The organism is Trinickia sp. EG282A (assembly GCF_040965455.1).
In the GTDB taxonomy this organism is placed as follows: domain Bacteria; phylum Pseudomonadota; class Gammaproteobacteria; order Burkholderiales; family Burkholderiaceae; genus Trinickia; species Trinickia symbiotica.
In genome coordinates, this window is record NZ_JBFRCC010000004.1 from 425,131 (window position 1) to 449,910 (window position 24,780).

Annotated in this window: 18 protein-coding genes; 8 read left to right on the forward strand and 10 right to left on the reverse strand. The window is 59.3% G+C overall.

Annotated features, from left to right (window positions below):
- Nucleotides 1–132: 132 nt before the first annotated feature.
- From AB4Y31_RS21135 to AB4Y31_RS21160, 6 genes are all read left to right on the forward strand, one after another.
- Entirely contained in the window at nt 133–957 is an 825-nt protein-coding gene (locus AB4Y31_RS21135; protein WP_368675633.1) for a MipA/OmpV family protein, read from the forward strand.
- A gap of 10 nt (nt 958–967) precedes the next feature.
- A complete protein-coding gene (locus AB4Y31_RS21140; protein WP_368675634.1) occupies nt 968–1,642 on the forward strand; it encodes a response regulator transcription factor in 675 nt (224 codons plus the stop codon).
- A gap of 53 nt (nt 1,643–1,695) precedes the next feature.
- Nucleotides 1,696–3,048 carry an ATP-binding protein gene (locus AB4Y31_RS21145; protein ID WP_368675635.1) on the forward strand — a complete coding sequence of 451 codons (1,353 nt, stop codon included), beginning with the start codon at nt 1,696–1,698 and terminating at the stop codon, nt 3,046–3,048.
- 280 nt (nt 3,049–3,328) lie between these two features.
- Complete coding sequence (glf, locus tag AB4Y31_RS21150; protein ID WP_368675636.1) at nt 3,329–4,420, forward strand: UDP-galactopyranose mutase; 1,092 nt, start codon at nt 3,329–3,331, stop codon at nt 4,418–4,420.
- Complete coding sequence (locus AB4Y31_RS21155) at nt 4,417–5,388, forward strand: glycosyltransferase family 2 protein (RefSeq protein WP_018444346.1); 972 nt, start codon at nt 4,417–4,419, stop codon at nt 5,386–5,388. Before glf ends, AB4Y31_RS21155 begins: the two co-directional genes overlap by 4 nt.
- Before the next feature lie 457 nt (nt 5,389–5,845).
- Nucleotides 5,846–7,648 (forward strand): PQQ-binding-like beta-propeller repeat protein, encoded by a 1,803-nt coding sequence (locus AB4Y31_RS21160; RefSeq protein WP_368675637.1) that lies wholly within the window; start codon nt 5,846–5,848, stop codon nt 7,646–7,648.
- A 151-nt stretch (nt 7,649–7,799) separates the two neighbouring features.
- Here the strand turns inward: AB4Y31_RS21160 and AB4Y31_RS21165 are convergent, their stop codons facing one another.
- From AB4Y31_RS21165 to AB4Y31_RS21205, 9 genes are all read right to left on the reverse strand, one after another.
- Entirely contained in the window at nt 7,800–9,035 is a 1,236-nt protein-coding gene (locus AB4Y31_RS21165; protein ID WP_368675638.1) for an O-antigen ligase family protein, read from the reverse strand.
- On the reverse strand, nt 9,017–9,172 hold the full coding sequence (locus AB4Y31_RS21170; protein WP_368675639.1) for a hypothetical protein: 156 nt from the start codon (nt 9,170–9,172) through the stop codon (nt 9,017–9,019). Before AB4Y31_RS21170 ends, AB4Y31_RS21165 begins: the two co-directional genes overlap by 19 nt.
- 8 nt (nt 9,173–9,180) lie before the next feature.
- The gene (locus AB4Y31_RS21175; RefSeq protein ID WP_368675640.1) at nt 9,181–10,620 is read right to left on the reverse strand and encodes a hypothetical protein; all 1,440 of its coding nucleotides are present in this window, start codon (nt 10,618–10,620) and stop codon (nt 9,181–9,183) included.
- A gap of 59 nt (nt 10,621–10,679) precedes the next feature.
- The gene (locus tag AB4Y31_RS21180; protein WP_368675641.1) at nt 10,680–13,007 is read right to left on the reverse strand and encodes a polysaccharide biosynthesis tyrosine autokinase; all 2,328 of its coding nucleotides are present in this window, start codon (nt 13,005–13,007) and stop codon (nt 10,680–10,682) included.
- Between the two features lie 78 nt (nt 13,008–13,085).
- Complete coding sequence (locus AB4Y31_RS21185) at nt 13,086–14,312, reverse strand: glycosyltransferase family 4 protein (RefSeq protein ID WP_020566608.1); 1,227 nt, start codon at nt 14,310–14,312, stop codon at nt 13,086–13,088.
- 613 nt (nt 14,313–14,925) lie between these two features.
- Nucleotides 14,926–16,059, reverse strand: a complete 1,134-nt coding sequence (locus AB4Y31_RS21190) for a hypothetical protein (RefSeq protein WP_368675642.1) — start codon at nt 16,057–16,059, stop codon at nt 14,926–14,928.
- 30 nt (nt 16,060–16,089) lie between these two features.
- Nucleotides 16,090–17,343 (reverse strand): flippase, encoded by a 1,254-nt coding sequence (locus AB4Y31_RS21195; protein ID WP_368675643.1) that lies wholly within the window; start codon nt 17,341–17,343, stop codon nt 16,090–16,092.
- A gap of 184 nt (nt 17,344–17,527) precedes the next feature.
- A complete protein-coding gene (locus AB4Y31_RS21200; RefSeq protein ID WP_368675644.1) occupies nt 17,528–18,730 on the reverse strand; it encodes a glycosyltransferase in 1,203 nt (400 codons plus the stop codon).
- 86 nt (nt 18,731–18,816) lie between these two features.
- Nucleotides 18,817–19,512: a phosphatase PAP2 family protein gene (locus AB4Y31_RS21205; RefSeq protein WP_368675645.1), complete on the reverse strand. Its 696-nt coding sequence runs from the start codon at nt 19,510–19,512 to the stop codon at nt 18,817–18,819.
- A gap of 975 nt (nt 19,513–20,487) precedes the next feature.
- Here AB4Y31_RS21205 and AB4Y31_RS21210 point away from each other — a divergent pair.
- Entirely contained in the window at nt 20,488–21,486 is a 999-nt protein-coding gene (locus tag AB4Y31_RS21210) for a hypothetical protein (protein WP_368675646.1), read from the forward strand.
- 20 nt (nt 21,487–21,506) lie between these two features.
- Here the strand turns inward: AB4Y31_RS21210 and AB4Y31_RS21215 are convergent, their stop codons facing one another.
- Entirely contained in the window at nt 21,507–22,634 is a 1,128-nt protein-coding gene (locus tag AB4Y31_RS21215) for a glycosyltransferase family 4 protein (RefSeq protein ID WP_368675647.1), read from the reverse strand.
- A gap of 508 nt (nt 22,635–23,142) precedes the next feature.
- Between AB4Y31_RS21215 and AB4Y31_RS21220 the strand changes: the two genes are divergently transcribed.
- Nucleotides 23,143–24,774 (forward strand): peptide ABC transporter substrate-binding protein, encoded by a 1,632-nt coding sequence (locus AB4Y31_RS21220; RefSeq protein ID WP_368675648.1) that lies wholly within the window; start codon nt 23,143–23,145, stop codon nt 24,772–24,774.
- Nucleotides 24,775–24,780 lie beyond the last annotated feature (6 nt).

Here is a 24,780-nt window from a genome sequence, read left to right on the forward strand (position 1 = left end):
GCCGAATGCGCGCCACCCCGCCTGTCGTCACCGATCGCCTTCTCACGGCCGCGACGCTTTTTGGCCAGTAAGTCTGCGGTAAGTCAATCGGCTTTACATTCTGCGTCGTTTTATCCATCACCTCCCAGGAAAATGATCGTGAAAAAATCGCCCGGCCGCGAACGCCAGTCGTTGTTGCTCTTCGTTTGTTTGCTGTCATTGTCGGCCCCGGCATGGGCTGATGGTGAAGGCGCCGGCCAACCCGAAGCCGACGGTACGGGTTTGGCGATCTTGAACAACGCCACGAACGTGACGCATTGGGGCCTTGGCGCGGGAGTCGGCATCGAGCAGTCGCCGTATAAGGGGTATGGCAGCAAGGTATCGCCCATTCCGTTACTCTACTTCGACGATAAATGGGTGCACATTCTCGGCACGACGATCGATTTGAAAATTGGGAGTTGGAGCGGCGTCAGCGTCGCACTGCGCGGGCAGTTCGCGCTTTTCGACGGATACAAGGGCTCGGATGCGCCGATCCTGAACGGCATGCAAAACCGTAACGGTGCATTTTGGTACGGCCCGGCGCTCGCTTGGCAGACGACCTTCGGCACGCTGTCGGGCGACTTTCTGCTCGGAGGAAACAAGGGTGAGCGCGCGAAAATCGACTATGGAAAGTCGTTCGCGTTCGGGAGCATTTCGATCGAGCCGCACGTAGGTCTGGAATGGCTGGGCAGCAAATACGTCGATTACTATTACGGCGTCAGGCAATCGGAAGCGCGGTCGGGCCGCCCTGCCTACAACGGGACGTCGACCTGGAACGTATCGGTCGGAAGCCGAGTCGACTATGCACTGACTCCACATCAGAAGGTCATCCTGGACGTCGGCGTGTCGCATTTCGGCAGCGGCATTACCGATAGCCCGCTGGTCGGGAAGCGATTCATTCCGGAGGCCAGGATCGGTTATATGTATCAATTCAAATGAGCGTGCCGTCATGCCGCGAGTTGCCATCATCGAAGATCACGAGCGCCTCGCCGGCATGTTGCGCCAGGCTTTGGCCGGAGCAGGGATCGAGGCCGATCTGTTCTGCAACGTTGGGGAAGCGACTTACGGCCTGAGCCACGCCGACTACGCGGCGCTCATCATCGACCGCGGCCTGCCGGATGGAGACGGTCTCGCGTTTTTGCGAACGTTGCGCGCGGCGGGACGAATGACACCCTGCCTGATGCTGACTGCGCGCGATGCGTTGCATGACCGCATCGACGGGCTTGAAAGCGGCGCGGACGACTATGTGACCAAACCGTTCGAAATGAGCGAGCTCGTTGCACGCGTGCGCACGCTGATGCGCCGGCCCGCTGTACTTGCTACGCTCATCGCATCGTTCGCCGACATCGCGGTGGACCCGCTGCAACGCACGATGACCTGTGACGGCCGAACAATCCTGCTCGCGCCCGCCGAACTCCAAGTTATGCTATGCCTCATAGCGGCGGCGGGCCGGACCGTGCGGCACTCGATACTCGAGCACGCAGCCTGGGGCCTGGGCGAAGCGGTGACGCCGAACGCACTCGAAGTGACGGTGCACCGCCTTCGCAAAAAGCTGACGTCGATCGGTGCAACGACGCGGCTCACGAATATACGCGGGGCCGGCTTCATGCTGAGGGAAGCGTGAAGCCAGCTCGTCACCGCATGCATGCTGCCGCCAAGAGGCGCAAAAAAGCCATCATGCTCAGTCAGTGGGTCCGGAGCCTGTCGACGCGCCTATGGGTGACGAACGTAGCGGCGTTCGCGATCAGCTTGGCCTTGCTGTCCGCCCTGGCAATTTACGTCCTGGATCATTACCCCGAGGTCTTCGGGCGGCGGACGCAGACGGAGATCGTCCGTCATATCGCGGCCGGATTGAAATTCGACGACGCCGGCCGGCCCGTTTCGGTACAGCTCAACGATCGCATCGCTTTGGTATTTCGGCTGCTCCCTAACGAGGTGAAGTACCGCGTGCTGGATGCGGCGGGGCACCCACTGCTGTCGTCCGCCGCTCATAAAGACGACGCTCCATGGTTGAACGAAGGATTGGCTCGAGCGGCGGGCACGATTGTGCAGGCGACGATCGAGGGCAAAGAATACGCGGTCGCCACGCAACTTGTGTCGAGCGGAGAGGCGCCTTTTTACGTGCAGCTTGCGACGAGCAAGCAATTCGTCGACGTGCTCGTCATTTCGAAGCTCGAACCGATTCCGGGTACGGCGCGGTTCGTGCTCCTTATTGCGACGATCATTTTCGGGCTGACGCTGCCGCTCACGATCCGCCACGTCCTGAGGCCGTTGCGAGAGGCATCGAGCGCGGCGACGCAAATCGAGCCGCGAAACTTGAAAACGAGGCTTTCGACGAGCGGCATTCCCAGCGAAATCAAGCCGCTCATCGACGCCTTCAACGAAGCGCTGACCAGACTCGAAAACGGCTTCATCGTTCAACAACAGTTTCTTGCCGCGGCTGCGCATGAATTGCAGACGCCACTGACGCTGGTAAGAGGGCAGATCGAGTTGCAGCCGGAAATCAAGCAAAAGGAGTTCTTGCTTCGCGAGATCGACTTGATGGCTCGCCATGTCAGGCAACTGCTGCATTTGGCCGAAGTCAGCGAAGCACAGAACTACAGCTTCGATCAGGTAAGCAGCGTCGAAGTCGCGCGGGAAGTCGTCGACTATTTGGACGGCAAGGCCAATTCGAAGCAGGTGACACTCCATGTGGAAGCGAGCGACACGCAGCCGCACGTATGGGCGGATCGCAGCGCGCTCTTCGTTCTCCTAAAGAATCTCGTCGAAAACGCGATCAACGTTTCGCCGGTGAGCGGCGTGGTCGTCGTGACGATCGAGCAGGCGTCGATCCGGGTCGAGGACGAAGGGCCCGGTATCCGGTTCGAACATCTGCCGTTCCTCTTTGATCGATTCTGGCGAGCGCCGGAGTCCCAATACGACGGGGCAGGCCTCGGCCTCGCGATATGCCGGGAGATCGCGGTTGCACACCAATGGCGATTGACGGTCAACGTGCTAAAGACGGGCACACGGTTTAGTGTCTGGCTGTAGCCGTCGCTGAACGAAAAATCCGGTGAGCTTCGAATTCGCCTTACTTATAACGAAAACGAAACGCCTCAGGCATAAGAATACGCCCCGCGATTACATCGGCAATTCCGCGGCGGAGCGCCAATACCCTGCCCGCATCCGCCGGCTGCGTTAGTTACGCAACAAGACGATGCGACTCACGTTTGCCGAATTTTGATCATGGCCGCTGGTGAACTACGCTAGCAGTGGCGCCGAAACTGGCGCGCCGCGCTGATCGCGCTTTCCATTTATAGGACGCAAGCAGATGAAATACGACGTCTTGATCGTGGGCGCTGGTTTTGCGGGCGCGGTCTGCGCGGAGCGTCTCGCCGCTGCGGGCAAGCGAGTGCTCATCATCGATAAAAGGAGCCATATCGGCGGAAATGCATTCGATTGTCACGACAAAAACGGCGTGATGATTCATCCTTACGGGCCCCATATCTTCCATACGTCCAGCAAGCGCATCTTCGAGTATCTTTCGAATTTCACCGACTGGCGTTTCTACGAGCATCGTGTGCTCGCTTGCGTGGACGGAACGCTTTATCCGATCCCCATTAACCGGACAACGATCAACAAGCTATACGACCTCGATCTCGATGAGCAGGCCGTGACGGCGTATCTGGAATCGGTGAGAGAGCCCCGAGATCGCGTGACGACGAGCGAAGACGTCGTGCTGAGCAGCGTCGGCCGAGACCTGTGCGAGAAATTCTTCCGCGGCTACACACGCAAGCAGTGGGGACTCGACTTGTCCGAACTATCGGCCGGAGTGGCGGCGCGGATACCGACCCGCGCCAACGACGACGACCGTTACTTCACCGATGCATTCCAGTTCATGCCCGCCCAAGGTTACTCATCGATGTTCGAGAGAATGCTCGCGAGCCCGAACATCGAGTTGCGACTATCGGAGGATTTCCACGCCATCAGGTCGGTTGTCGAGCGTCAGCATACGGTCTATACGGGGCCCATCGATGCATACTTCGATTTCCGCTTCGGCAAACTCCCTTACCGCAGCCTGGCGTTTCAGCACGAACATCTGAGCAACGTAGGACGCTTCCAGCAGACCGGGACGGTCAACTACCCCAACGATCACGAATACACGCGGATCACGGAATTCAAGCATCTGACCGGCCAGCACCATAGCGGCACGTCGATCGTGAGGGAGTATCCGCGGGCGGAGGGCGAGCCGTACTATCCCATTCCCCGGCCCGAGAACGAGGCGCTTTTCAAGCGCTATAGCGAGCTCGCGGAGGCCACGCGCGATGTCACATTCGTGGGCAGGCTCGCGCAATACCGTTATTACAATATGGACCAGGTCGTTGGTGCCGCGCTGAAAGCCGCGGAGGATCTGATCTTATGAAACCGGCCAGCGTTGCTGCGATCGTCGTTTCGTTCAATCGACGAGCCTTGCTGCAAGAATGCATCGAGGCGCTCCTCGCCCAAACATGGCCACTGGATGCCATTTTCGTCGTCGACAACGGCAGCAATGACGGCTCGCGCGAATATCTGGCTGCCGTCGAGGCGAAGCACGACAGGGTTGTCGTCTTTTTGACGGAGAGCAACATCGGCGGCGCCGGCGGGTTTGCGACGGGTCTGCGCGCGGCGGCGGCGAAGGGCTTCGATTGGTATTGGCTCATGGACGACGACGCTGAGCCGATGCCCGATGCGCTCGAAAAACTGATGGTGTCGGACGACGCCGCCCGGGCAGGCGTTGTCGCACTGTGCGGCTCAGTGCGGGGCATCGATCGACGCACGCAGCTCTGGCACCAGGGCACCTTCGACGAGCGAATGCGACTGATCGCGCCGACGGCTGAGCACCATGCCGCCGCTTCCTTCAAGACCGACTACATGTCGTTCGTCGGTGCCTGCATCCGAGACGATGCGGTTCGACGGGTCGGCTTTCCGTCCCAGGAATATTTTCTCTGGAACGACGACGTCGAATATACGGCACGTCTGAGCCGCATCGGCGAGCTGCGTTGCGTGACTGCCTCGCACATGACCCACAAGGACGGTGAAAACCGCGATTTGACGGAGAGCCGCCGGTCTTTGCGCGCGTGGTTCACGAGCAGGCGCATGCCAGCGGCGACGCAGTGGAAGTATGCATGTGGACTGCGCAACTATGTGCATATGGTGTTTCGGCATCGCGGTCCCGCGCCGATTTGGGCGGCGTCGCTCTTCGCCAGAAGGCTCGCTCGTGTGCTGGTCTTCGGCGATCGCCGTCTTAGCGTCATCTTGCTGTACGTTCGATACTTCGAGCAAGCGGTCGGGCGCAGGCAGTTCGATACAGTCAGGCCGACCGATTGGAAAAAGACGCTCGGGGAGTCGTGACTCGAGCATATGCGGACATCCGCGGTTATCTATGCGTCTGCGATGCCGCGCCTGACGGCTCGTTTATCTCCGTAATAACCCGACCAAAACCAAAGGTACGATCGAAATAGCGCGGAAGTCGCTTTTGGCGAGATGCCCGAATGCAATCATTCGCCAAGTGAGAAAGCCCGCGATCATATTCAATCGACTGATAAAAACAAAGCCTTGCACAATGCTGACAACAACGCTGACAGGGAGCGCCAGCGCAGTACGAGCATTGCGTTACTCAATAGGGACAATTCTCGGTTCGCCAAGTGTTAGCGCGCAAGCGACTTTTCTTGAACTTAGTTTTTTATCGCCTAGGATTAAACCCACGTTTGCAAACGTGCGTCTCCGTCAGCACATCGCGGCTAAAAGTCGCCGATTTTGCCGTCTTCCCAATGTTAATGCGATATCTTGACGTTCAAGAGGTGGCTTCATGACTAACGCACGCAACAGCAACAGTGCTGCTCGACTAATTGTCGCGTCGGTCCTCGCCGGCATGGCCGGCTCCGGCGCACAAGCGCAAAGCTCGAACGCGGCACCGGCTGCCGCGTCCGCGCCCGGTCTCGCGGTAGCGGGTCAAGCGCAGGCAAACGTACCGTTCCCGTTCCCTCATGGCGTACACCCGTTTGGCGTCGGACCGAAACTCCCGCCTGCCAGCGCGCTCGATGGATCGGCTGTCGACAAACAGAACGGGGGGGACACGATCGATCCCAACCGATTCCGCGACGATTCCGGGCCGTCTGTGGATACACCGTACCATGCTCCCGATCCCGTGACCGCCGCCACGGCAGCGCAAACACCTGGAGCCGCCGCGGCCTCAACGTTTACCTCGACGGACTGGCCGACGTTTGGCATGAACCGGCAGCGGACCGGGTATAACTCCGTCGAGACGGTGCTGAGCCCGACCAGCGTGAGTCAAACGACGATGAAGGTGCACTGGACGTCGATTCCGCTCGATGGCGCCATTCTGACTCAGCCGGTACTGGCTACCGGCGTGTCGGTCAAGGGCGTGCTGACCGACCTCGTCATCGTTGCCACGGAGGGAAACACCACATGGGCGCTGAATGCCGCGAATGGGCAGGTCGTTTGGCAAAGCGCAGCCATTCCTCAAGCGATCTTGCCGTCGACCTGCAGCGGCCTGTTCCAAGGCAAGATCGGCGTGCAGGGAACACCCGTCATCGATCATCCCAACAACCGGGTCTTCGTCGTGAGCGGGAGAGGCTACCTACATGCGTACGATCTCTCGACGGGGGCGGACCTACCGGGCTTCAACCTGCCTCTTCTCGACGCGGCGAATGTCTCTCCACGGACGATGGTCTACGGCGGCTTGACGCTGAGTCCGGACAGTTCGTCGATATACGTTGCGACGGCTGGCGACCCCTGCGATACGCAGCCGTACCACGGACAGGTCGTTCACGCGACGACGAGCAACCCCGCCACCATCTTGCAACGCTGGTATCCGACCGGTTCAAGCGGGCCTAACGGGGGCGGCATTTGGGGTGCGGGAGGCGTATCGATTCCCCCCGACGGGACAGTCGTCTATGCGCTCACAGGCAACGCATTCGCCACTCCCGAGAACGCCGGGTTCGCGGAACACCTCGTGAAGCTCACGCCGCAGCTGGCCGTGGCCGCGGCGAACTCGCCGCTCACTCCCACGCCGAACGAGGACGCCGATTTCGGTGCAACGGCATTGCTGTTCCAGCGCCCCAACTGCCCGACGATGCTTGCTGCCTATAACAAGTCCGGGAACCTGTACATCTATAACCGGGCAACGATCCAGCAGCAAGGTCCGATTCAAAAGTTGACGATTGCACTGCCATCGGCCGACGGCAGCAACATCGGCCTGCCTGTGTTCGACCCGGTGCTCAATCAGCTTTATGTTGTATCCCCATCGGGCTCGGGCAGCAACAACTTGTACAAACACGGCCTCATGGCCCTGTCCATCACCAGCAGCTGTACGATCAACCCCACACCCGTATGGCAAGATCTGGTCGGCGTGAACAGCCCCACGTTCAATCCGGCTATTCCGCCTGTCGCGGCCAACGGTGTCGTGTATTACGCCGACGGAATGGGCAACGACGTGTTCGCGGTCAACGCGACGGACGGAACGATTCTCTTCCAAGACCACTACACGCCGGCGCAGAGCGGCGAGGGCAACTTCGCGTCGCCGATGGTCGTGAACGGGCAGCTCTTCGTCGCCGGAAGCGACCACGTGGTTCACGCTTATGGCTTATAAGGGGTGACGCCGGCCGGGGCGTGCATGGGACCACGGGTCTCACGCACGCCCCGGCCAGCCTGCAATCATGCTTGGCCGCGGGCGTGATGCTCGCGGCTTCACCAAGATTCCACACCGTTGCAAACGAGAGTCGACAACTACCGGCCCGTACTCATGCGCGGATGCTCGTGGCCGTACGTCGCCACGACTGCGCGACTCGTGGTGCGCGCGATGCCAACAACAACGACACGGCGAGCGACATGATCAGTACGTTCGACGGCGATGTCAGTCGGTGTTCCGAGCAGGACATTGCAATCAGGCATACGGCAGAAAGCTCGACGAACAGATATCCCACGTAGTCCGTTGCCCCCTCTCTCCAGGCCCTCGTTGCACCGTCGGAAGCCCAGGCGATGAGTTGCCACATGAAACGCATCATGAGTATGAGGCCGACCACGCCCAGCTCCGCGAGAATGTTCAAATAGGAGTTATGCGCGTGCGAATCGGAGTGAACGATCTCTACCTCGAGTGGCTGGCCGAACAATCCGAAATAGTCGATGACACGCGCGATATGGTCGTCGAACGAGCCGAAGCCCAAGCCGAACACGGGACTCTGACTGAAATAGGCCAGCGCTCGCGGCCACAGCCATTCGTAGCGGATATCGAGGTTGGCGACCTTTTCATCGGGATTTGCGATGTCAAAGGGAAATCCGAAGTAGTCAACCGATGGCCTGGTGTGATAGGCCGCGACGGCAAGCGATATCGCGATCACGCCAACGATCAACGAAACCAGCATCCAGCGCTTTCTACCGAAGACGACGTACGGGAGCACCACCAGAACGCCGAGCATGGACCCTCGGCTGTATGTCGACACCAACATGGCGGCATTGAGCGCCAGCACGGCAAGAAGCGACCAGCTGCTTTTGTTCAGGTAGCACGCCAGCCCGAGACAAAAGAGCATCGCCAGAAAGCCGCCCGCGGCGTTGCGTGCGATGAAGTAGCTGCCAAACGTCTCACCGGCGTTTTCGAGCGGAGAAAGCAAGCCGTGATGCACGAGGTACGACGCATACGGCGGAACGTTCGCCAGGACCGCAAACACGAAAAAGCAGGTCAGCAACTTGTTGACGTTCCAACGATGGTTGTACACACACCCAGCCAATATCGGCGCGTACGAGACGAAGAAATTTCCGTCGCGCCGATAGAAGTCGAAATTGACGAGCGATGCGGGATCGTAGATGAGCGTGGAAAGCAGCGCATAGCCCGCAAAGAGCGATAGCGACGTGACAAAGGCCGGATAGGTTCGCCCATAGAATCGCCACGCACATAAGACCATCGGAGCGAAACCGATCGCGCTGATGGGCACGAAGTTCGTCACCGTGAGAAACAACGCAATCAACGAAACGTACGCCATCGCACTGACTCCTTCACAAGCGCTGCCATCGCGACGACATCGCGCGCCGCAACGGCAATGTCCATGCGGTAGCGCGGGTGCACATCGTCGATGAACCGACGCTCACCGCTAGTGACGATCATATTTTCCAGGGCCATGGTCGCCGCTACGCAACGGGAGTCAGCACGAGATACGCGAGATGACGCGGCGCCTCGTCGGGCGGACCATTGGTCGATTTCGGCACCATGAAGCGAATCGATAAAGCGTTCCGCTCCCAGCCGGACACCAAGCTCTCCTTTGGGCTGCGCGTTCCCGTTATGGCGTCGATCAATGCGATTCGAAATCGGCTCGACGCGACCGCGGGCAGGTCGTCGAGGTACACGGTGCGCCAGCCCGGTGCAGCGGTAACTTGCAGCACGATTGCGTCGTCCGAACACAACGCGCGGACGTGCGAATCGGAATCGGATCGAAACGAAATTCGACACGGAGAGAGCGCGCCCGAAACGGTTCTATGCAACACGATCAGCGAACTGCCCGACGCGTTGTACGTTCGCGGTGGTCCGCGGTGCGTCAGCCGGAAAGGCTCGAAGCCGTCCCAGTGATAGACCATCGTCACGTACTTGTTGTCCTCGTTCCAATCCCGTCCGAGCGCCCAGACGGCGAGCTCGAAGAGGTACGTCGGGAGAAAGTGGGGGTCCTCCATGTACCGGTCCCCGATCTCGGTCTGCCATATCCCGCGGGCATCGCCGTTGGCGACGTAGCGTTGGTAGAGCGCATCCATCTGCGGGATGCCTAGGTAGTGAATGTCGAGATAGTCGACCCAGTCGAGCATGCGAGCGCCATGCACCGAGCTTCGGTATTCGAGCCACTCGAAATAGTGGCTCAAGCCGCCCTGGTCTGGCCACCCGCCATAAACCACGTAAGCGTCATACTTGCGAATGATTTGCGCGGCGGGAATGTGGATGCGGTCCACGTAGTCCTGCATCGCACGCGCATAGGGTCCGGAATGGCGGTCACCGTCGAAATTCGGCCCATGCCAAAACGTCGCTTGAGGCGCGCCCCCCGTCAGGGGGCCAGCGGCTTCATTCCATATCTGGAAGTATTTGAGGTGATAGGGCGGTGCCGAGTACTTGCGCACCACTGCCTCCACGTAGCGCTCCCAGGACCGAACATCTTTCGGGGCCGATTTGTCATCACCTGGACGAGAGGCGTTCCATACCGGCGTATAGGCAAGGAGAAGCAGCGAGTTGATGCCGTTGCGGTTGTTCCGCGCGATGATGGCCGGCAGGTCGAACGCAAAGCCGGCGCCTGTTTTGTCGACTTCGACTTTGTCGTCGCTCAGCGGAGGCAGGATACCCGGTCCCACCGAGTCGCGGCCCCAAGTCAGACCCATGGCTTGCCACACGCTCACGTCCTTCGGCGACAGCGGCCAGCCGTTCGAGCCGATCAGTTGCGTGATTTTGCGGCGGCCCTGCTTCGCGACCTTGGCTTCCTTGGCGCGCGTGGCGGCGAACCCGGGAACGCCGCCGACGGCGACGCCTGCCAATGCGGCAAGCGTCATCACCGCGCTGCGCCGACCTGTTGCAATGCACGCTCTTTTCTGCATGCCGTCGTCTCGATAAAGGGGGCGTCGCCAATGCTCGTTGGCCTAATACTTGCCGGTCGTCAGCTCCTATGCTCGATCAGATCGAGCGTTTTGTAACCCATGGCGTAGGCATACCCGCGATTGCTCCGGCGCAGTGGTATTGCGTTGAAAACGGCACCCATCAGGCGGGCATTCGCGTCCTGCAGTTTCTTCACCGTCTCCGCGATTTCCTGCTCTGTCTGCATGCCTGAGCGGACCACCAGCACCGTGACACCTGCTTCGTTCGCGACGATGGCTGCGTCTGCTACCGCAAGGAGCGGCGGGGTATCCACGATGACGAGATCGAATGCGAGACCTAACCGCCGCAGCACCTCCTTGAATCGCGCTCCCATCAGCAACTCAGCGGGGTTGCGTGGATAGCACCCGCAAGACATGAACGACAGCCCGTCGATACCGACGCTGCGGATGACGTCGCGCGGTTCCTTCTCGCCGGCCAGGACTTCCGATAAGCCGCGTCGATTGTATTGACCGAAAAAGTAGGCAAGCCGGCCGCGCCGCATATCGGCATCGATCAGCAAGACGCGCGACCCGACCTCGGCCTGAAGCACCGCCAGGTTCGCGGCAGCAAAGCTTTTGCCAGCGGATGGCGCCGCCCCCGCAAACATCACCACGTTATTGGCCGCTTGCGCGATTCCTCGATTCAATGTCGTACGCACGCCGCGGAGCGCCTCGACCGATTGATCATCCGGAAATCTGGCGGCCAGCACGCGGATGGGGCCATTACCGAGGAAGACAGCCTCGGAGGCATCGCCCGATAAGCGGGCCACCGCTGCGTCCTCCTGATTCGTCAACGCTCCATGCGCTTCGCCCGGCATCCGAGTCGTCATTACCGCGCGAATTTCTTCGTCCAGTCGTGCCTGATTTGCGCTGAACAGCACCTTTCCGAGGACGGGAACGCTCATGCCCTGCTCGACGAATAGCGGGTCCGTCACACCCGTCATCACATGATGACGGACGAAAACGAACACAGTGCCGGCGATGAGGCCAAGCACAGTTCCGGCGGATATGACCAGCAATCGGTTCGGCTTGACTGGCCGGTGCGGACGAAGAGCATCGTCGACGATGTGCACGCCGCCCGAAGTGCTCGCGCGGCGCACGGATAGTTGCTCGGCCTTGTTTTGCATCCCCAGGTAAACCGCTTCCGCCACCCGTGCATCTCGGGCCAGGTCCGCGCTTCTGCGTTCAGAGGTGGGCATGTCGGCAAAGCGCGCCTCGAATGCCTGATTGGCGCGCATCAAGTCGGCCAATTGCGTGTCGACATTGCGTACCCAGCGACTGTCCGGCTGGTAACGCTCGAGCAATTGCGTGCGCTGCAATTGGAGCGTCGCGATCTGTCGCTGGAAGTCGATTCCGCCTTGTAGATACGCTTGCGCTTCGGCTGTCGGCTGAAGCGAGTTCGCTGAATTTCGGTAGTCGTTGAGCGCCCGCTCCGCGCGCTTCAACTGTGCATTCAAGCGCGGCAGTTCTTTGTTGATGAACGCAAGTGTCGCTGTATCGTCGCGCTGCCGATTCGCGATAGCCAATGCGACGTACTGCTGGGCAAGCGCGTTGGCGACTTCGGCTGCCATCGCGGGCGAAGGGTTCATGTACGCGATTTGTATGACGCCCGTATCCTTGGCCTTGTCAATCACCTTCATGCGGTGTAGGAACTGATTGAACGCGTCAATCGGATTCCAGCGAATCACCTTGAATATCGTTCCCGGGCGAGCAACAAGCTGAGTCACTGTGATGGTGACGCCCGAAGACGAAGCCGGTTCGCCCACGAACCCGCTCAGCAGGTGCTCGCCCGAAGGCCCGCGCAGCTCGTATTCGTGATCGGCGAGCGAAACGAGTTCAAGCGACTCGTCTTCGAGCGCCGGGGGCACGTGGAGCGAGGCGATCTTGATTTGTTCGCCGCCCCATGCGAACGAGTCGAGCCAGAGCCAGGGGCGTGCAGGCTTTCCAGGGGTGGCGAACGCGCTCGCAATCGCTCCCAGAATCGGAAATGACCGCGGCGTGATCGTGAGGTCGAATTGATAACGCTCGATGACAGGCTCGATCACCGAGCGGCTCTGCATCACCGCAATCTCCCCGCTCGGAGACGGCGCCGCGGGAGGTTGGTATACCTGGTTCTCGGATGCGATGCCGAGCGCATTCGGTTCGGGCGCATCCAGGCGCAGCAATACGTCACCGGAATAGAGCGGCTCGGCGAGAAAGGCGTAGGCGACGGCCAGTCCGATCGTGACTGCGGCGATCGCGGCAAATTCGGACAGGTGATCGCGCAACAGGTTGAGCACCTCTCGCGCGGAGAGCTGATCGCGGTCATCGGCTGCGCGGGGGAGTCCTCTGTCGAAGCGGGAGTTGCTCACGAGCGTCGTCCTCGAAGTTTCAACGTGTGCCTACCGTTGAAGGTTGGTCACGGAACCATGTCCCTCGTCATCCCGGTGCTAGATACTGTTGCTGCTGTTGCGAAACGCCGTACGCGGTACCTGGCGCAACTTGAGAATGGGAAGCGGAGCGCTGACTCGCGACGACCATTCCTCCGTCCGCCGCAACTCGCTGCGAAAGCTCGCGAGACGCACCTCGATGAACGCGCGAAACGCGGCATTGAACTGCTCGGTCCTGAAACGCTCGGCGTTTCGGCGGCAGTCTTGGGGATCGAAAGCCCACGCATGGTGTTCGAAGCAATCGAGGGCGTCCAACAGCGATTCTGTTGTTTGCTCGTGGAAGAACACGCCGGTCGCATGCTCCCTCGGGTATCCCAAGACCGACTCCAGCGCGCCCCCTTTTCCATACGCGATGACCGGCGTGCCGCACGCTTGCGCTTCGACCACTGAGATGCCGAAATCCTCTTCAGCCGCAAACACAAAGGCGCGGGCGCGCTGAAGATGGTCTCGCAAGACCTCGAATGGCTGGTAGCCCATTACTTCCACGTTGGGCCCCGCCGCCGCTTTGACCTTCGCCATGTCGGGGCCGTCGCCGATCACGACCAGCCGGCGCTCCGGTGTTTGCGAGAACGCCTTCACGATCAGATCGATCCGCTTGTACGGCACCATGCGCGATGCGGTCAGGTAAAAGTCGCCCTTGTGCGTCTCCAAAGACAGCGCACTGACGTCGACGGGCGGATAGATGACCGTCGCATCACGTCCATATACTTTCTTGATCCGCCTGGCCACAAAGCGCGAGTTCGAGATCAAGTAGTCCACCCCGGTTGCCGAGCGCGAGTCCCAGCCCCGGATGTAGTGCAGCAGCACGCGCGCCAATGCCGACTTGAGTCCCGAGCTCAGCCCCGCTTCACGCAGATATTGGTGTTGCAGGTCCCACGCGTAGCGGATCGGCGAGTGGACATAACTGATATGCAATTGGTCCGGTCCCGTCAACGTCCCTTTTGCGACCGCATAGGAACTCGAAATCACGAGCTCGTAGCCCGACACGTCGAACTGCTCTATCGCAAGCGGCATGAGCGGCAGATAGTCCCGGTAGTGCTTGCGCGCGGACGGCAGCCGCTGGATGAACGACGTATACACCGGTCTGCCCTTGAGGCACGTCCGGTCCTCCAGAAAGTCGACGAGCGTATAGATGTCCGCCTCAGGGAAGCATTCGATGATCTGTTCAAGCACTCTTTCCGCTCCGCCGTACACAACGAGCCAGTCATGCACAATCGCAACTCTCATCTCCAGATCCCCCTGCCGTTGGATTTAAGGTGCATACAGATGCTCGAGAAAGCGCTGAGCTTTCAGGGAATTTTCACAGACATTAGATCTCCATCGGACAATCCAATTAAAACTGACGTAATCCTCCCTGGAGTTGCGCGCATCCGACTCTATGAGTCAATGATTATTTTTTCGCTCCGATTCGTCTAACATTCGTGCGATTGTGCGCGCCATCTGACATTAGACTGTATGTGCGCGATTATCAACCACAAAAAAATCCGGTGTTCCTCCGAAGCACGAGTCGCTTCCTGCGCAGACGCGTATCGCACCAGCGACGTGCGCGACGGCACGCGCGTGGCGCGATATTGCGAGCCGCTGCGCGCAAGCAGGGCGATTACGATGACGAAAAAGCGATGGCTCGCCGCAGCTTGAATTGGCATTGATCGATTGCGGTGTCCACACACCGGGGGAAGCCGAGCGCGGAATGCGGAGCTAATAATTCAACGTGACTCCGCATTAACGCCAGCGATGCCAGAACGATTCCGCCATTTCCTGGAAAGAAGTGGCGAGTCATCGCTATGCCAGCATTTTCCGGCCAATTCCAAGAACAAAGCGACGACCGATTGTCTTCATATCATGAAGCGCTTCGCCCGTTGCCCATCTGCCAAAGCCAGACGAGGCGCCGCCGCACGGCGCGTTCGACCCGTTTCGGCGCGATTCTTTGCAGCCACTTCCGCTTGGTCACGGACGGCTCGGTCAATCGCTCTTCGAGCCAACGCAATCGCGCTTCGTTTTCCCGCTCGCGGTCCGCATAGAGCGCCAGCGGGAACGGATGCCCAAGCCGCTGGCCATAAAGCGCGTGAGCGGCATCCACGATGTCGCGGTTCTCCTCCCGCTGAGTAAAGAACGCGAGGTGGACGAACGGTACGCGACGCACACAGACGATCCGGAGATCGTTGCGTTCGCAATACATGTGCATCATATGCTCGTCATCGTGTCCCCCGTCACCGATCGCATCCCACAGTGGCTTCCGAAACAGGATGCAGCCGATCGAATAGCGCGATTGTGCCGGCACGTCGCATGGCGCAAGTGCTTGCGTGGCAGCGATGAATGCATCGGGCTGAAGGGTGGTGCGCTCGTGCAGCCAGCGTGCGATGTGGGGGTAGCCCCATATCGTCCCGTTCGTGCCCGTCTCGATCTGCTCCGCGGGAATGATACGGAGCGGAAAGCGCCCGCTCTTCCCCGTCCCGACGAAATGCGGATGCGCCTGCGTAGCAAAGTACTCCTGCTCCAGGTTCATCACCTTCATCACCTGAGGGAAACCCCAGCCGTTGTTGTTGATGAGCGGCGTGACATACGCGAGCTTGCCGCCGCTTTCTTGCTCGGCGTCCCCATAGGCCTCGAGCATATGGTCGAGCCATTGGTGCGTAATCGGGAACGCATCGTCGTCGACCTTGCACACCAGGTCGATTTCCGCGAACTCCGGCTTGGAAAGCAACTTCTTGATCGAGCGGTAGGGGTCGCCGGGCACGATGTCGTCGACGACTTTGACGACGCCGGGAAAAAGCCTCTCATATCGCCGAGCTACGCCGAGCGTCCGTTCCGCATCGTACCCCCCACGGCAATTCTGCAGCACGAAGAACGGCACACCGGGTGGCCGGTAAGCCATTTGGCTCGCAAGCGCCAGCTCCAGTGCCGCGTAGTCGCGACAGGCGAGTATCACGATAGCCGTACGCCGTGCCATGGTGGCGGGATGCGATGTGCTCATGCGTCAACTCCTTTTGGCGATCTGCTGCACTTACCATTCAGGTGGCGATGCGCTTGTCAAAAAGACCGGGACTCTTTTCCGAATGAGGTAAAGCGCCATCCAGCCCGTGACGAGGACTTCGGTTGCGAGCACGGACATCGCCGCGCCCCGCGCTCCCAGGTGAATCGCAAGAGGCACCAGCAGCGCGACGTTGAACACACCGGATCCGACCAGTATCTCGCTGAATTTCTTCTTCATGCCGAGCGGCAGCATCATTTGGAGCCCGAGCACATTGTTCAGGCTCACGAGCAAGGGCACGAAAGCCATCCAACGCAACACGTCGACGGCGGGTGCATATTGAGGTCCCATCGCTATGCGAACGATCCATGGCGCACCCGCCCAGAGCATCGCCGAAATTGCCAGCATGATCGCGCTCATCGCGTAAAGCGCTTTGCGCACGAGCGCATAGGCCTTAGCAGCGTCCTCGGCGAACAGCGCATTGACGCGTGGATAAAGGGCGTTGCTGAGCGGTCCGATCAGCGCCTGCGCCGCGTTTCGAATCTTGTCGGCGGCACCGAAGTAGCCTAGCGTGACGTTGCCGGCGAGAAACCCTAGCAATACGCTATTGGTCGTTGTGTAGAGGCTCACCGCCGCGGTGGAAATGAATACGTGCCAGCCTTCCCTGAACGCTTCCATGACATCGTTGGCGGTCGGCGTCCAGAGCGAAATCATCCTTGCGCGCACAATCAGTGTATGGGCGACGATGCCGGCGACGACGGTGCTCATCGAATTGATGAGCGCCGCGAGCCACGTGTCACCGGGTGAGTGCACCAGAAGGTAGGTAAGGGGTATCACGAGCACGCGTGCACTGAGTGTCGATACCGTGATGAAGAACATCCGCTCCAAGCCCTGAAACAGCCATTGCGGAAATAAAACGGTGCCGATGACGAAGGGGAACGTTGCAAACATGATTGCCCGCAGCTCGATCAGCTTCGGCACCAGCAGCACGCCAATCACAAGAAGCACCAGACCGGCGCACGCAACGAGCGCCTTCGCCGCTTGCGTCCGCCAAAAGATTCTTGTGACAGCCTCATGATCGCTCTGTACCTTTGCGATCTCGCCCGTGGCGGACCAATTGAAGCCGTAGTCGGCCAATAGGACCAGATAAGCAATGACTGCTTGAGCGAAGACATAGGCGCCGAAGTGACTCGGGCCCAGAACGCGGAACAGATACGGTAACGTGGCGAGCGGCAGCGCCATGTTCGCGGCTTGCAAGACCGAGAGTGCAACCATGTTCCGCAACATTCGGTGCGCCATAGTGAGTCGGTCCTCGGTTCTTAACCTTCTTTATGGCCGTCCGATCGGCGAGAAGTCAATCGATCAATAAAAACGAGCGCATTGAAGCGGTGATTTCCAATTGGTCATTCGATCAGACGGAAAGTGGAATGCGCATGAGACTAGAGACCCTGCGTGGTATTGAAACGGCCGGCTATGGCCGACCGTCAACTCGTATCGGCGGAACCTCGATTTGCATGATTCGTGCTAGACGCTCCGCATACCGATGAGGCAGAAAGTCACTCACGTGGTACGTCCTGTCAGCCATCGCGAGGTGCGCAGCAAGCTCGTCGAGCGCTGCGCGAAGGCTCTCAGCATCATCGTGATACACAATTTTATTGCCGACGGTATCGCCGAATGTGAATCGATAGTTTCCCTCTCGGATCAACGTGGGCAATCCCAGCATCGCGGCCTCGACGATGACGAGCGGCGCGATTTCGGTCCCGACCGATGGAAGCACGAGTGCGTCGGCGAAGCCACGTAGTGCGGAGAATAGTCGGTCGTGCGGCAGCCTGCCAAAGAAAATCAGCTTTCTCTTTTCGACGAGCGATGCATAGCGTTGCTCGATCGCCACGCGGTCGGGCCCGTCGCCAAAGACACCAACACATTCGATTCGCGCGAAATCGATCGAGTCGGCGAGCGCGATGAACTGCTCGAGGCCCTTCTCATACGCGATGCGTCCAACGAATGCAAGATTGAAGCGCTCTCGATTGCGCACGCTCACCGGCTTACTCGCCACGGGGAGCGCCGATGGGTTGTAGAGAACGATAGTGTTGTCGATGCCTCTGCGATGCAGAGCCTGTTGCATGAAATCGGACGGACAAAGTATCCGATCGAAGATGCGCTCGGGTTTATACACGATCCGTATCGCGTGCCAGTACGCCTTTGTGAAGATGTCATGAACTACTCCCTTCGCGCTGGCGCGCAGTCTCAGCAGACGCCACGTTGTTAGCTCATCGAGCGTCACATGCTCTATATGGCCGCTTACGTGGTAGTGCAGCGTAGGATTGTAATAAATCAGGTGGTAGTCGTGACATGTTATATACGCTGCGTAGCCCAGCTCGCGTTTGTAACGAGCGAGCACGCCGAGGATCGATGCTGACAAGGCATTGTGGTAGTTGTGGACTAGGATCCGATGCGGGCGGTACGTGATCAACGCTTGCTCGAGCGCGCGCGCTGCCGCGAGATTCCACGATCTGGAGAGCAGCGATGAACTTCCGTGGAACCGGCTTTCGTCGAAGCATTGCACTTCGACGCCAGGCATTGCGCTTAGAAGCTCGGCGGACTGTCGATAGACGACTTCCGCACCGCCTTTTTGCACGAAATCGTTGATCACTAAGACCCTGTAGCGCTGCATATCTGCCTCTTGTCCTGTGATGCGGTCGTTCGGGGCAACGATAGCCGGGGGCGCGCGAGCAGCTACGTTGGACAGCGCACGGAGTTTCATAACGCCTTGATGACCGACTGCACGATCAGCACAGGCTCCTCGAACATTGTCGCGAGCTCGAAGCAAAACACGAATGCAAGCAGGTAACAAATAGCGGGATGGGCATCGAATAGCCGCAGGACCATCGGTGCAAAGCGTTTTTTTACTGGCTCGCGAGAAAGAATCAACGTGACAACAATGCCGATCGCGGCACCGCCGATAATGTCAGTCGCATAATGTAATCCGAGATAGACGCGCGGAAGACAGATGAAAATGACCAGCTGAAGGAAGGCAAAGACACCCACCCAGCGCCAGATAAGGAATATTCCCGTCGCAACAGAGGCCCACAGCATGGCGTGGTCGCTCGGGAACGAACTCCATGTTCTTCGAACGAGTTCCGGCGCTTCGGAGAGGGGGAATACGAGGTGCAGATCCGGGTTGTAGATCGGACGCACGCGAAATGGCAAGAAGAGCCCGAGTGTCCTTCCTACGATCATTGTCAACAAGCTGCTCGCAAGCGTGACGATCACCATCTCGCGCGCCCATCCGGCATCACGACGTGCCCCGAACCAAATCGCCCACAATAAGCCTGTCGGTACTACGCCCTTGAACAAGTTGAAGCTGGCGATGGCGCGCATTGCGTGATTAAAAAACGGCCAACTCACGGCGGCGTGCGTAATGAAGTTCTCTACGGCGGTATCGAATGTGTTCATCGTCGAGGAGGCGTGGAAAGAACTGGCGGCCGCCGTCCGCGGGCGTCGTTCGCTGTTGCGAGGGCGGGCGTTTCCTCGCGTCGGCCGCGATCTTGGCCGTTTCCTGAGTCATGACCATGCGGGCCATTGACAACGGAGGCCGTCTGATCTCCCGCACCGGCTTCGATCGCGCCCCATGCGAACTCCCAGTCTGGCATTAATTTAAACCTGCGGCCAGTGTCGGCGACGCAAGATGGTCGTGGCGCACTGCAATACAAGAATAACGGACGCTTTTGGGGTCGCAATGGCATTATCTTTAATCATATAATAATCGGAGAAATCGATGCCGGTTTAATAAGACGATTCGGCCAATATGCGCCGTATTTGCCGAATCGGCTTGCGCCGGACAACCGCGTAGGAAAATCCTGACGCAAAATTCGGTGATGCATTATCAAATGACATAAGTTATACTTGCCCTGACTCGCGCGGCTGCCCCGAAAGCAGTACGGCGTTGGCTCTCCGCGAGTTGTGGCATGACCGCAGTTCAAGGCCGCCGCGATCGATGTGTATCCATGAAGTGTTGATCGATTTCGACCGCGCAGCCGTCCGTTCGAATACCTATTAATTCATCGAAAAATCGCCGCGTTTTTTCGGCGATGGATAAACTCGTCATGATTCATTGCGGATTCCTTAATGATCCGATAGCAGCATTTCATATCTGTACGTTAACCGCTTGCCGCGGTGACAAAGCTCTCGTGTCTGTAGCCAGCTCAGATTCGACGTGACAGATATCAGCTGAAGCCGCATCCGCACCGGCGGCATCTAACTGAATGCCATAGCAGCGATATTGGCACTTCGGTGGGCGCTTCGCGATTTCGCGCGCCAATTGTGTGCAACGCCCAGCATCAATCCTGGTGACTCCGTCCAACTCCGCACTCTGTCCGATCGGCCAGGTGCTGAGCGTGGAAGACTCATCTCATCAAGAATGAGGTCAAATTGACGATTAATCGAAGGCAATTTCTCAATACGCTGGCTGCGGCTGGCATCGCTAGCGTAGCGGGTCTTGACGTGGCCAAAGCAGCCGTGACCAGTACGCCCCACTTTTACGGGATATGCGGACACTACGATTACCCACCGGACAGTGCGACACTCGTCAATCAGCTTCATTCGATTGGCGCCAAGACGCTGCGCCTCGATACCGGTGGCTTCAACCCTACGCATATCGCGAGCGTGCGGCGATTCGCCACCGAAATTGCGGCCATCGATCCGAGCATCAAGATTTTGTGCTGTATCACCACGAGTTTCCTGGGGACGGACGAGAACTCGGCTTACAACATCGCGTTCACGAACGCGCAGACTATCGCGCAGACGCTCGGACCGGCGGGGGTGACGGACTTCGAATGCGGCAACGAGATGACCGCCAGCACACTGGTGTTCCGGACGCCGGGCGCCCCAGGAAACAAGGTGAGCGACTACATCGCCGGTAACAACTGGAACCGTATGCGCGGGACGATGCGCGGGCTCATCGATGGGATCAAGTCCGTCAATTCAGCTTATCGGTGCGGCATCAACTTCACGATTGCGCAGATCGCAGCGTCGGACATGCTGTGGCACGGTACGGCCCCGGACGGTAGCACTGGTCATCCTACCGTGCGCTGGGACATCACCACGTGGCACAACTATTCCGTCTACGGTGACCTGTTCAACATGACCCTCGATGGCTACCAGACGAGGATGAACGTCATCGACTACATCAGTAAGGCGTACGGCAAGCCGATTATGATTACAGAATGGGCGGCCAAGCCGGAGGACACGGATGCGCAGAAGGCCGCCTACTGTACGAAATTCCTGACGGAGTACTACAACAATCGCCTGCAGTACAACATCGAAAGCGTCATGAAGTATCAGCTTCTCGGTTCCGCACAGTTCGGCCTGCTCGCGAACCCGCAGGAAACGGCGGCCTACGCCGGGTTCTCGCGCAGTCATCCGGCATAAGGGCTAACGGCGGTCGTTCGTCAGCCTCTCCATCGAGGCCGAGCGGGTTCTGCGCATACGTGCGCAGAATCGCCGATTTGATTGCTGCCAAGCACTTTCATCAGTTGGCGGGCAGCGCGTTCCCAGCGATACTTGCGCGCCTGCATCAGACCCAGCTGCCGATAGCGGGCGCGCAGATTGTCGTCGCCCAACATTTGCGCCATTTTGGCGGCGATATCGTCGACAGAGGTCGCATCGCAATAGAGCGCGGCGTCTCCGCAAGCCTCGGGCAACGACGCTTCGCGCGAGACAACCGCGGGGCAGCCGCAATACATCGCTTCGAGAGGGGGTAGTCCAAACCCTTCGTATAGAGAAGGAAACGCGAGCAAGCGCGCGTTTTCGTAAAGCGCTTTCAGTTCGCCATCGGTCACGAAGCCCGCCCATATCACTTGACGATTTTCCGGTGTGCTCGTTGGCGTCTGCGCACCGAAGACGCGCGAATTCTTGCCGCCGACCACGACGAACTTGACCTCGCTCAAATGGCCGAGACGCTCGACCGCGGCGAGCGTGCGCCGCAGGTTCTTGCGCGGGTCCAGACTTCCTACGAGCAGACAGTAGGGGACCGTCGCCAACTCGAGGCGCGCCAAAACGCTTCGGTCGCTATGCACGCGCTCCATGTGGTCGATGCCGGGGTTGATCACGAAGACGCGTGACGGATCGACGTTCAGATGCCGGCAAATGCGCTCTTTAGAAAACTCAGAGACGGTCAGGATGACCTTCGCATTTCGGTGAATCGTCGCAAAAACAAGCTTGTACCAAAGTCTGAACTTTTTCGAAAAGGCGTACGGCACATCGAAGATCGCCATGTCATGCACCATGACGATCTGACGACGCTTGATCAGAGGGCTCGTATTGCAAAGGCTGATCAGCGTTTCACCGCTTGTCGTCAACGGGAGCGCGATCTGCTCCCACACGTTGCCCATGAACCACGGACAGCAGCGCTTGGATAGAAGCGATGCACCCGGCTCCGTGGCGTTCCTTGGGACGACGATCTCGATATCGTTCGAATGCAAATCGAGCAATTGCATCGCTCTCGTCAGTTCGTACGCGACGCGCTGCACGCCGGTGATGCGCTGCGCGGTGAATTTTCCGTTGATCGCAAAATCCATGGCTCGCCCCGGAAGTAGCGTTCGCTACGGTCCGCTGCAGGTTGCTTCGTCCGATCTCGAGGAACCTGGCTTTCGCCGCGGGATTGGCGCGGCCTCGACGGGGCAGAATCGATTACGCAAAAACGCGCGTATGTTGTGAAACACACATTGAGCAAATGCTGCTCGATAACGTCTGATTCGGACTGATAAAGTCTTAGTTAAATATGATAAGTCGAATAGGCGTGGCGCTAATTCAGAACAATAGCAAATCACGCAATTGAAACGCGGGACCGTGGACATTGTTTGGCGGCTGGCCGATGGCTCGTCGGCGCGGCCAGCAAACTTTTAACGCACGATGGCCCTCGGTCGGGGCGCTGCGAGGCACTCCGACACTCACGAACGGCGCCCCTCTCATTGTTGATAGCTGCACACCGCAAAGCCCGCGTGCTTTCATGCGGCCTGTTGCGACCGATCCGTCACGGTTTCGCGGCAAACACAAGCTCCCTTCACATTGCGCCGCTCATCGCTTATGAAAGCTTCGCGTTTTACCTTTTTCGCGGCCGCGTTGGCCGTGCTCATATCGGTGTCGATACGAGCGCCCGGCGCCGCGTGCGCCGCCGAGATTCCCGCCGGCGTCGAACTCGCGCCGGTTCAAGAGCTGACCCGGCAGGTGCCTTCCGAAGTCGAATCGCTCGACCCCGCGCATATCGAGTCGTGGAGCGCCAATACCATCGGCCTCGATCTTTTCGAAGGGTTGACGCGCATCGACGCGGCCGGCCACGTCGCCCCAGGCGTCGCGCAGAGTTGGACGCGCACGGCGCCCGATACCTGGCTTTTCAAGTTGCGCACCGACGCGCGATGGAGCAACGGCCAGCCCGTGACCGCCGACGATTTCGTCTACGCGTGGCGGCGCGTCGTCGATCCGAAGACGGGCTCGAAGTACACGATCCTCGTCGAATTCGTCAAGAACGCCAAGGCAATCATCGCCGGGAAGGCGCCGCCCTCGAGTCTCGGCGTGCGCGCCGTCGATCGTTACATGCTCGAAGTGAAAACCGAAATACCGGCGGCGTTCTTCCCGGAGTTGACGGCCATGGCGACGATGGCGCCCGTCTTGCGCGCGGCAGTCGAGAAAGGCGGAGACGTTTGGACGCGCCCAGGCTCGCTCGTCGGCAACGGTGCTTATGTGCTTGCCGACTGGCGGCCGAACGACCGGCTCGTTGCCGTGAAGAACGACAAGTACTGGAATGCACGCCACGTCGCCATTTCCAAGGTGACATACCTGCCCGTAGACGATGACCAGACCGCGATGCGCATGTATCAGGCGGGTCAGGTCGACTACACGTATCGCATTCCTTCCGGCATCCATGAGCTGATTGCTCGTCAATTCGGCGCCGAACTGCGCAGAGGCCTGCAAATCGCAACCTACTTCTACAGCATGAACAACGACGATCCGGCGTTCAAGGATGAGCGCGTGCGCGAAGCGTTGTCGATGGTGGTCGACCGCGATCTTCTGACGTCGAAGCTGCTGCAAGCGGGCGAGCTGCCGCTATACGGGCTCATTGCAAAGGGCACGAAAGGTGCGCTGCAATTCCGTCCGGACTGGGCGGATTGGCCGATGCAAAAGCGCGTCGAGCGCGCCCAAGCGTTGATGCGCGAAGCCGGATATTCGGCTGCGAAGCCGTTTTCGTTCACGCTCACCTATAACACCAACGATCTGAACAAGAAGGTGGCGCTGTTCGTGACGTCACAGTGGCATACGAAGCTCGGCGTGAATGCCAGACTCGAGAACGTAGAGTTCAAGGTACTGCTGAAAGAACGTCACGATGGCGCGCTGCAGGCATCGCGCGACGGCTGGTTCGTCGATTACAACGATGCGATGTCGTTTTTCGATCTGCTTCGCTGCGGCGGCGTGCAAAACGATCAGCGCTACTGCAATCGACGCGTCGATGCGCTTGTCGACGAGGCGAATCGTCAACTCGACGATGGCCGCCGAACCGAGCTGCTCACGGACGCTCACGCGCTCGCGATGCGCGACTACCCGTTGATTCCGCTCTTCCAATATTCGGCCGACCGTCTCGTGAAATCGTATGTGGGGGGCTACCTGCCCACGAACTACGTGGACATGCGGGCCTCGCAGGACCTTTACATCGTCAGGCACTGAGCCGGA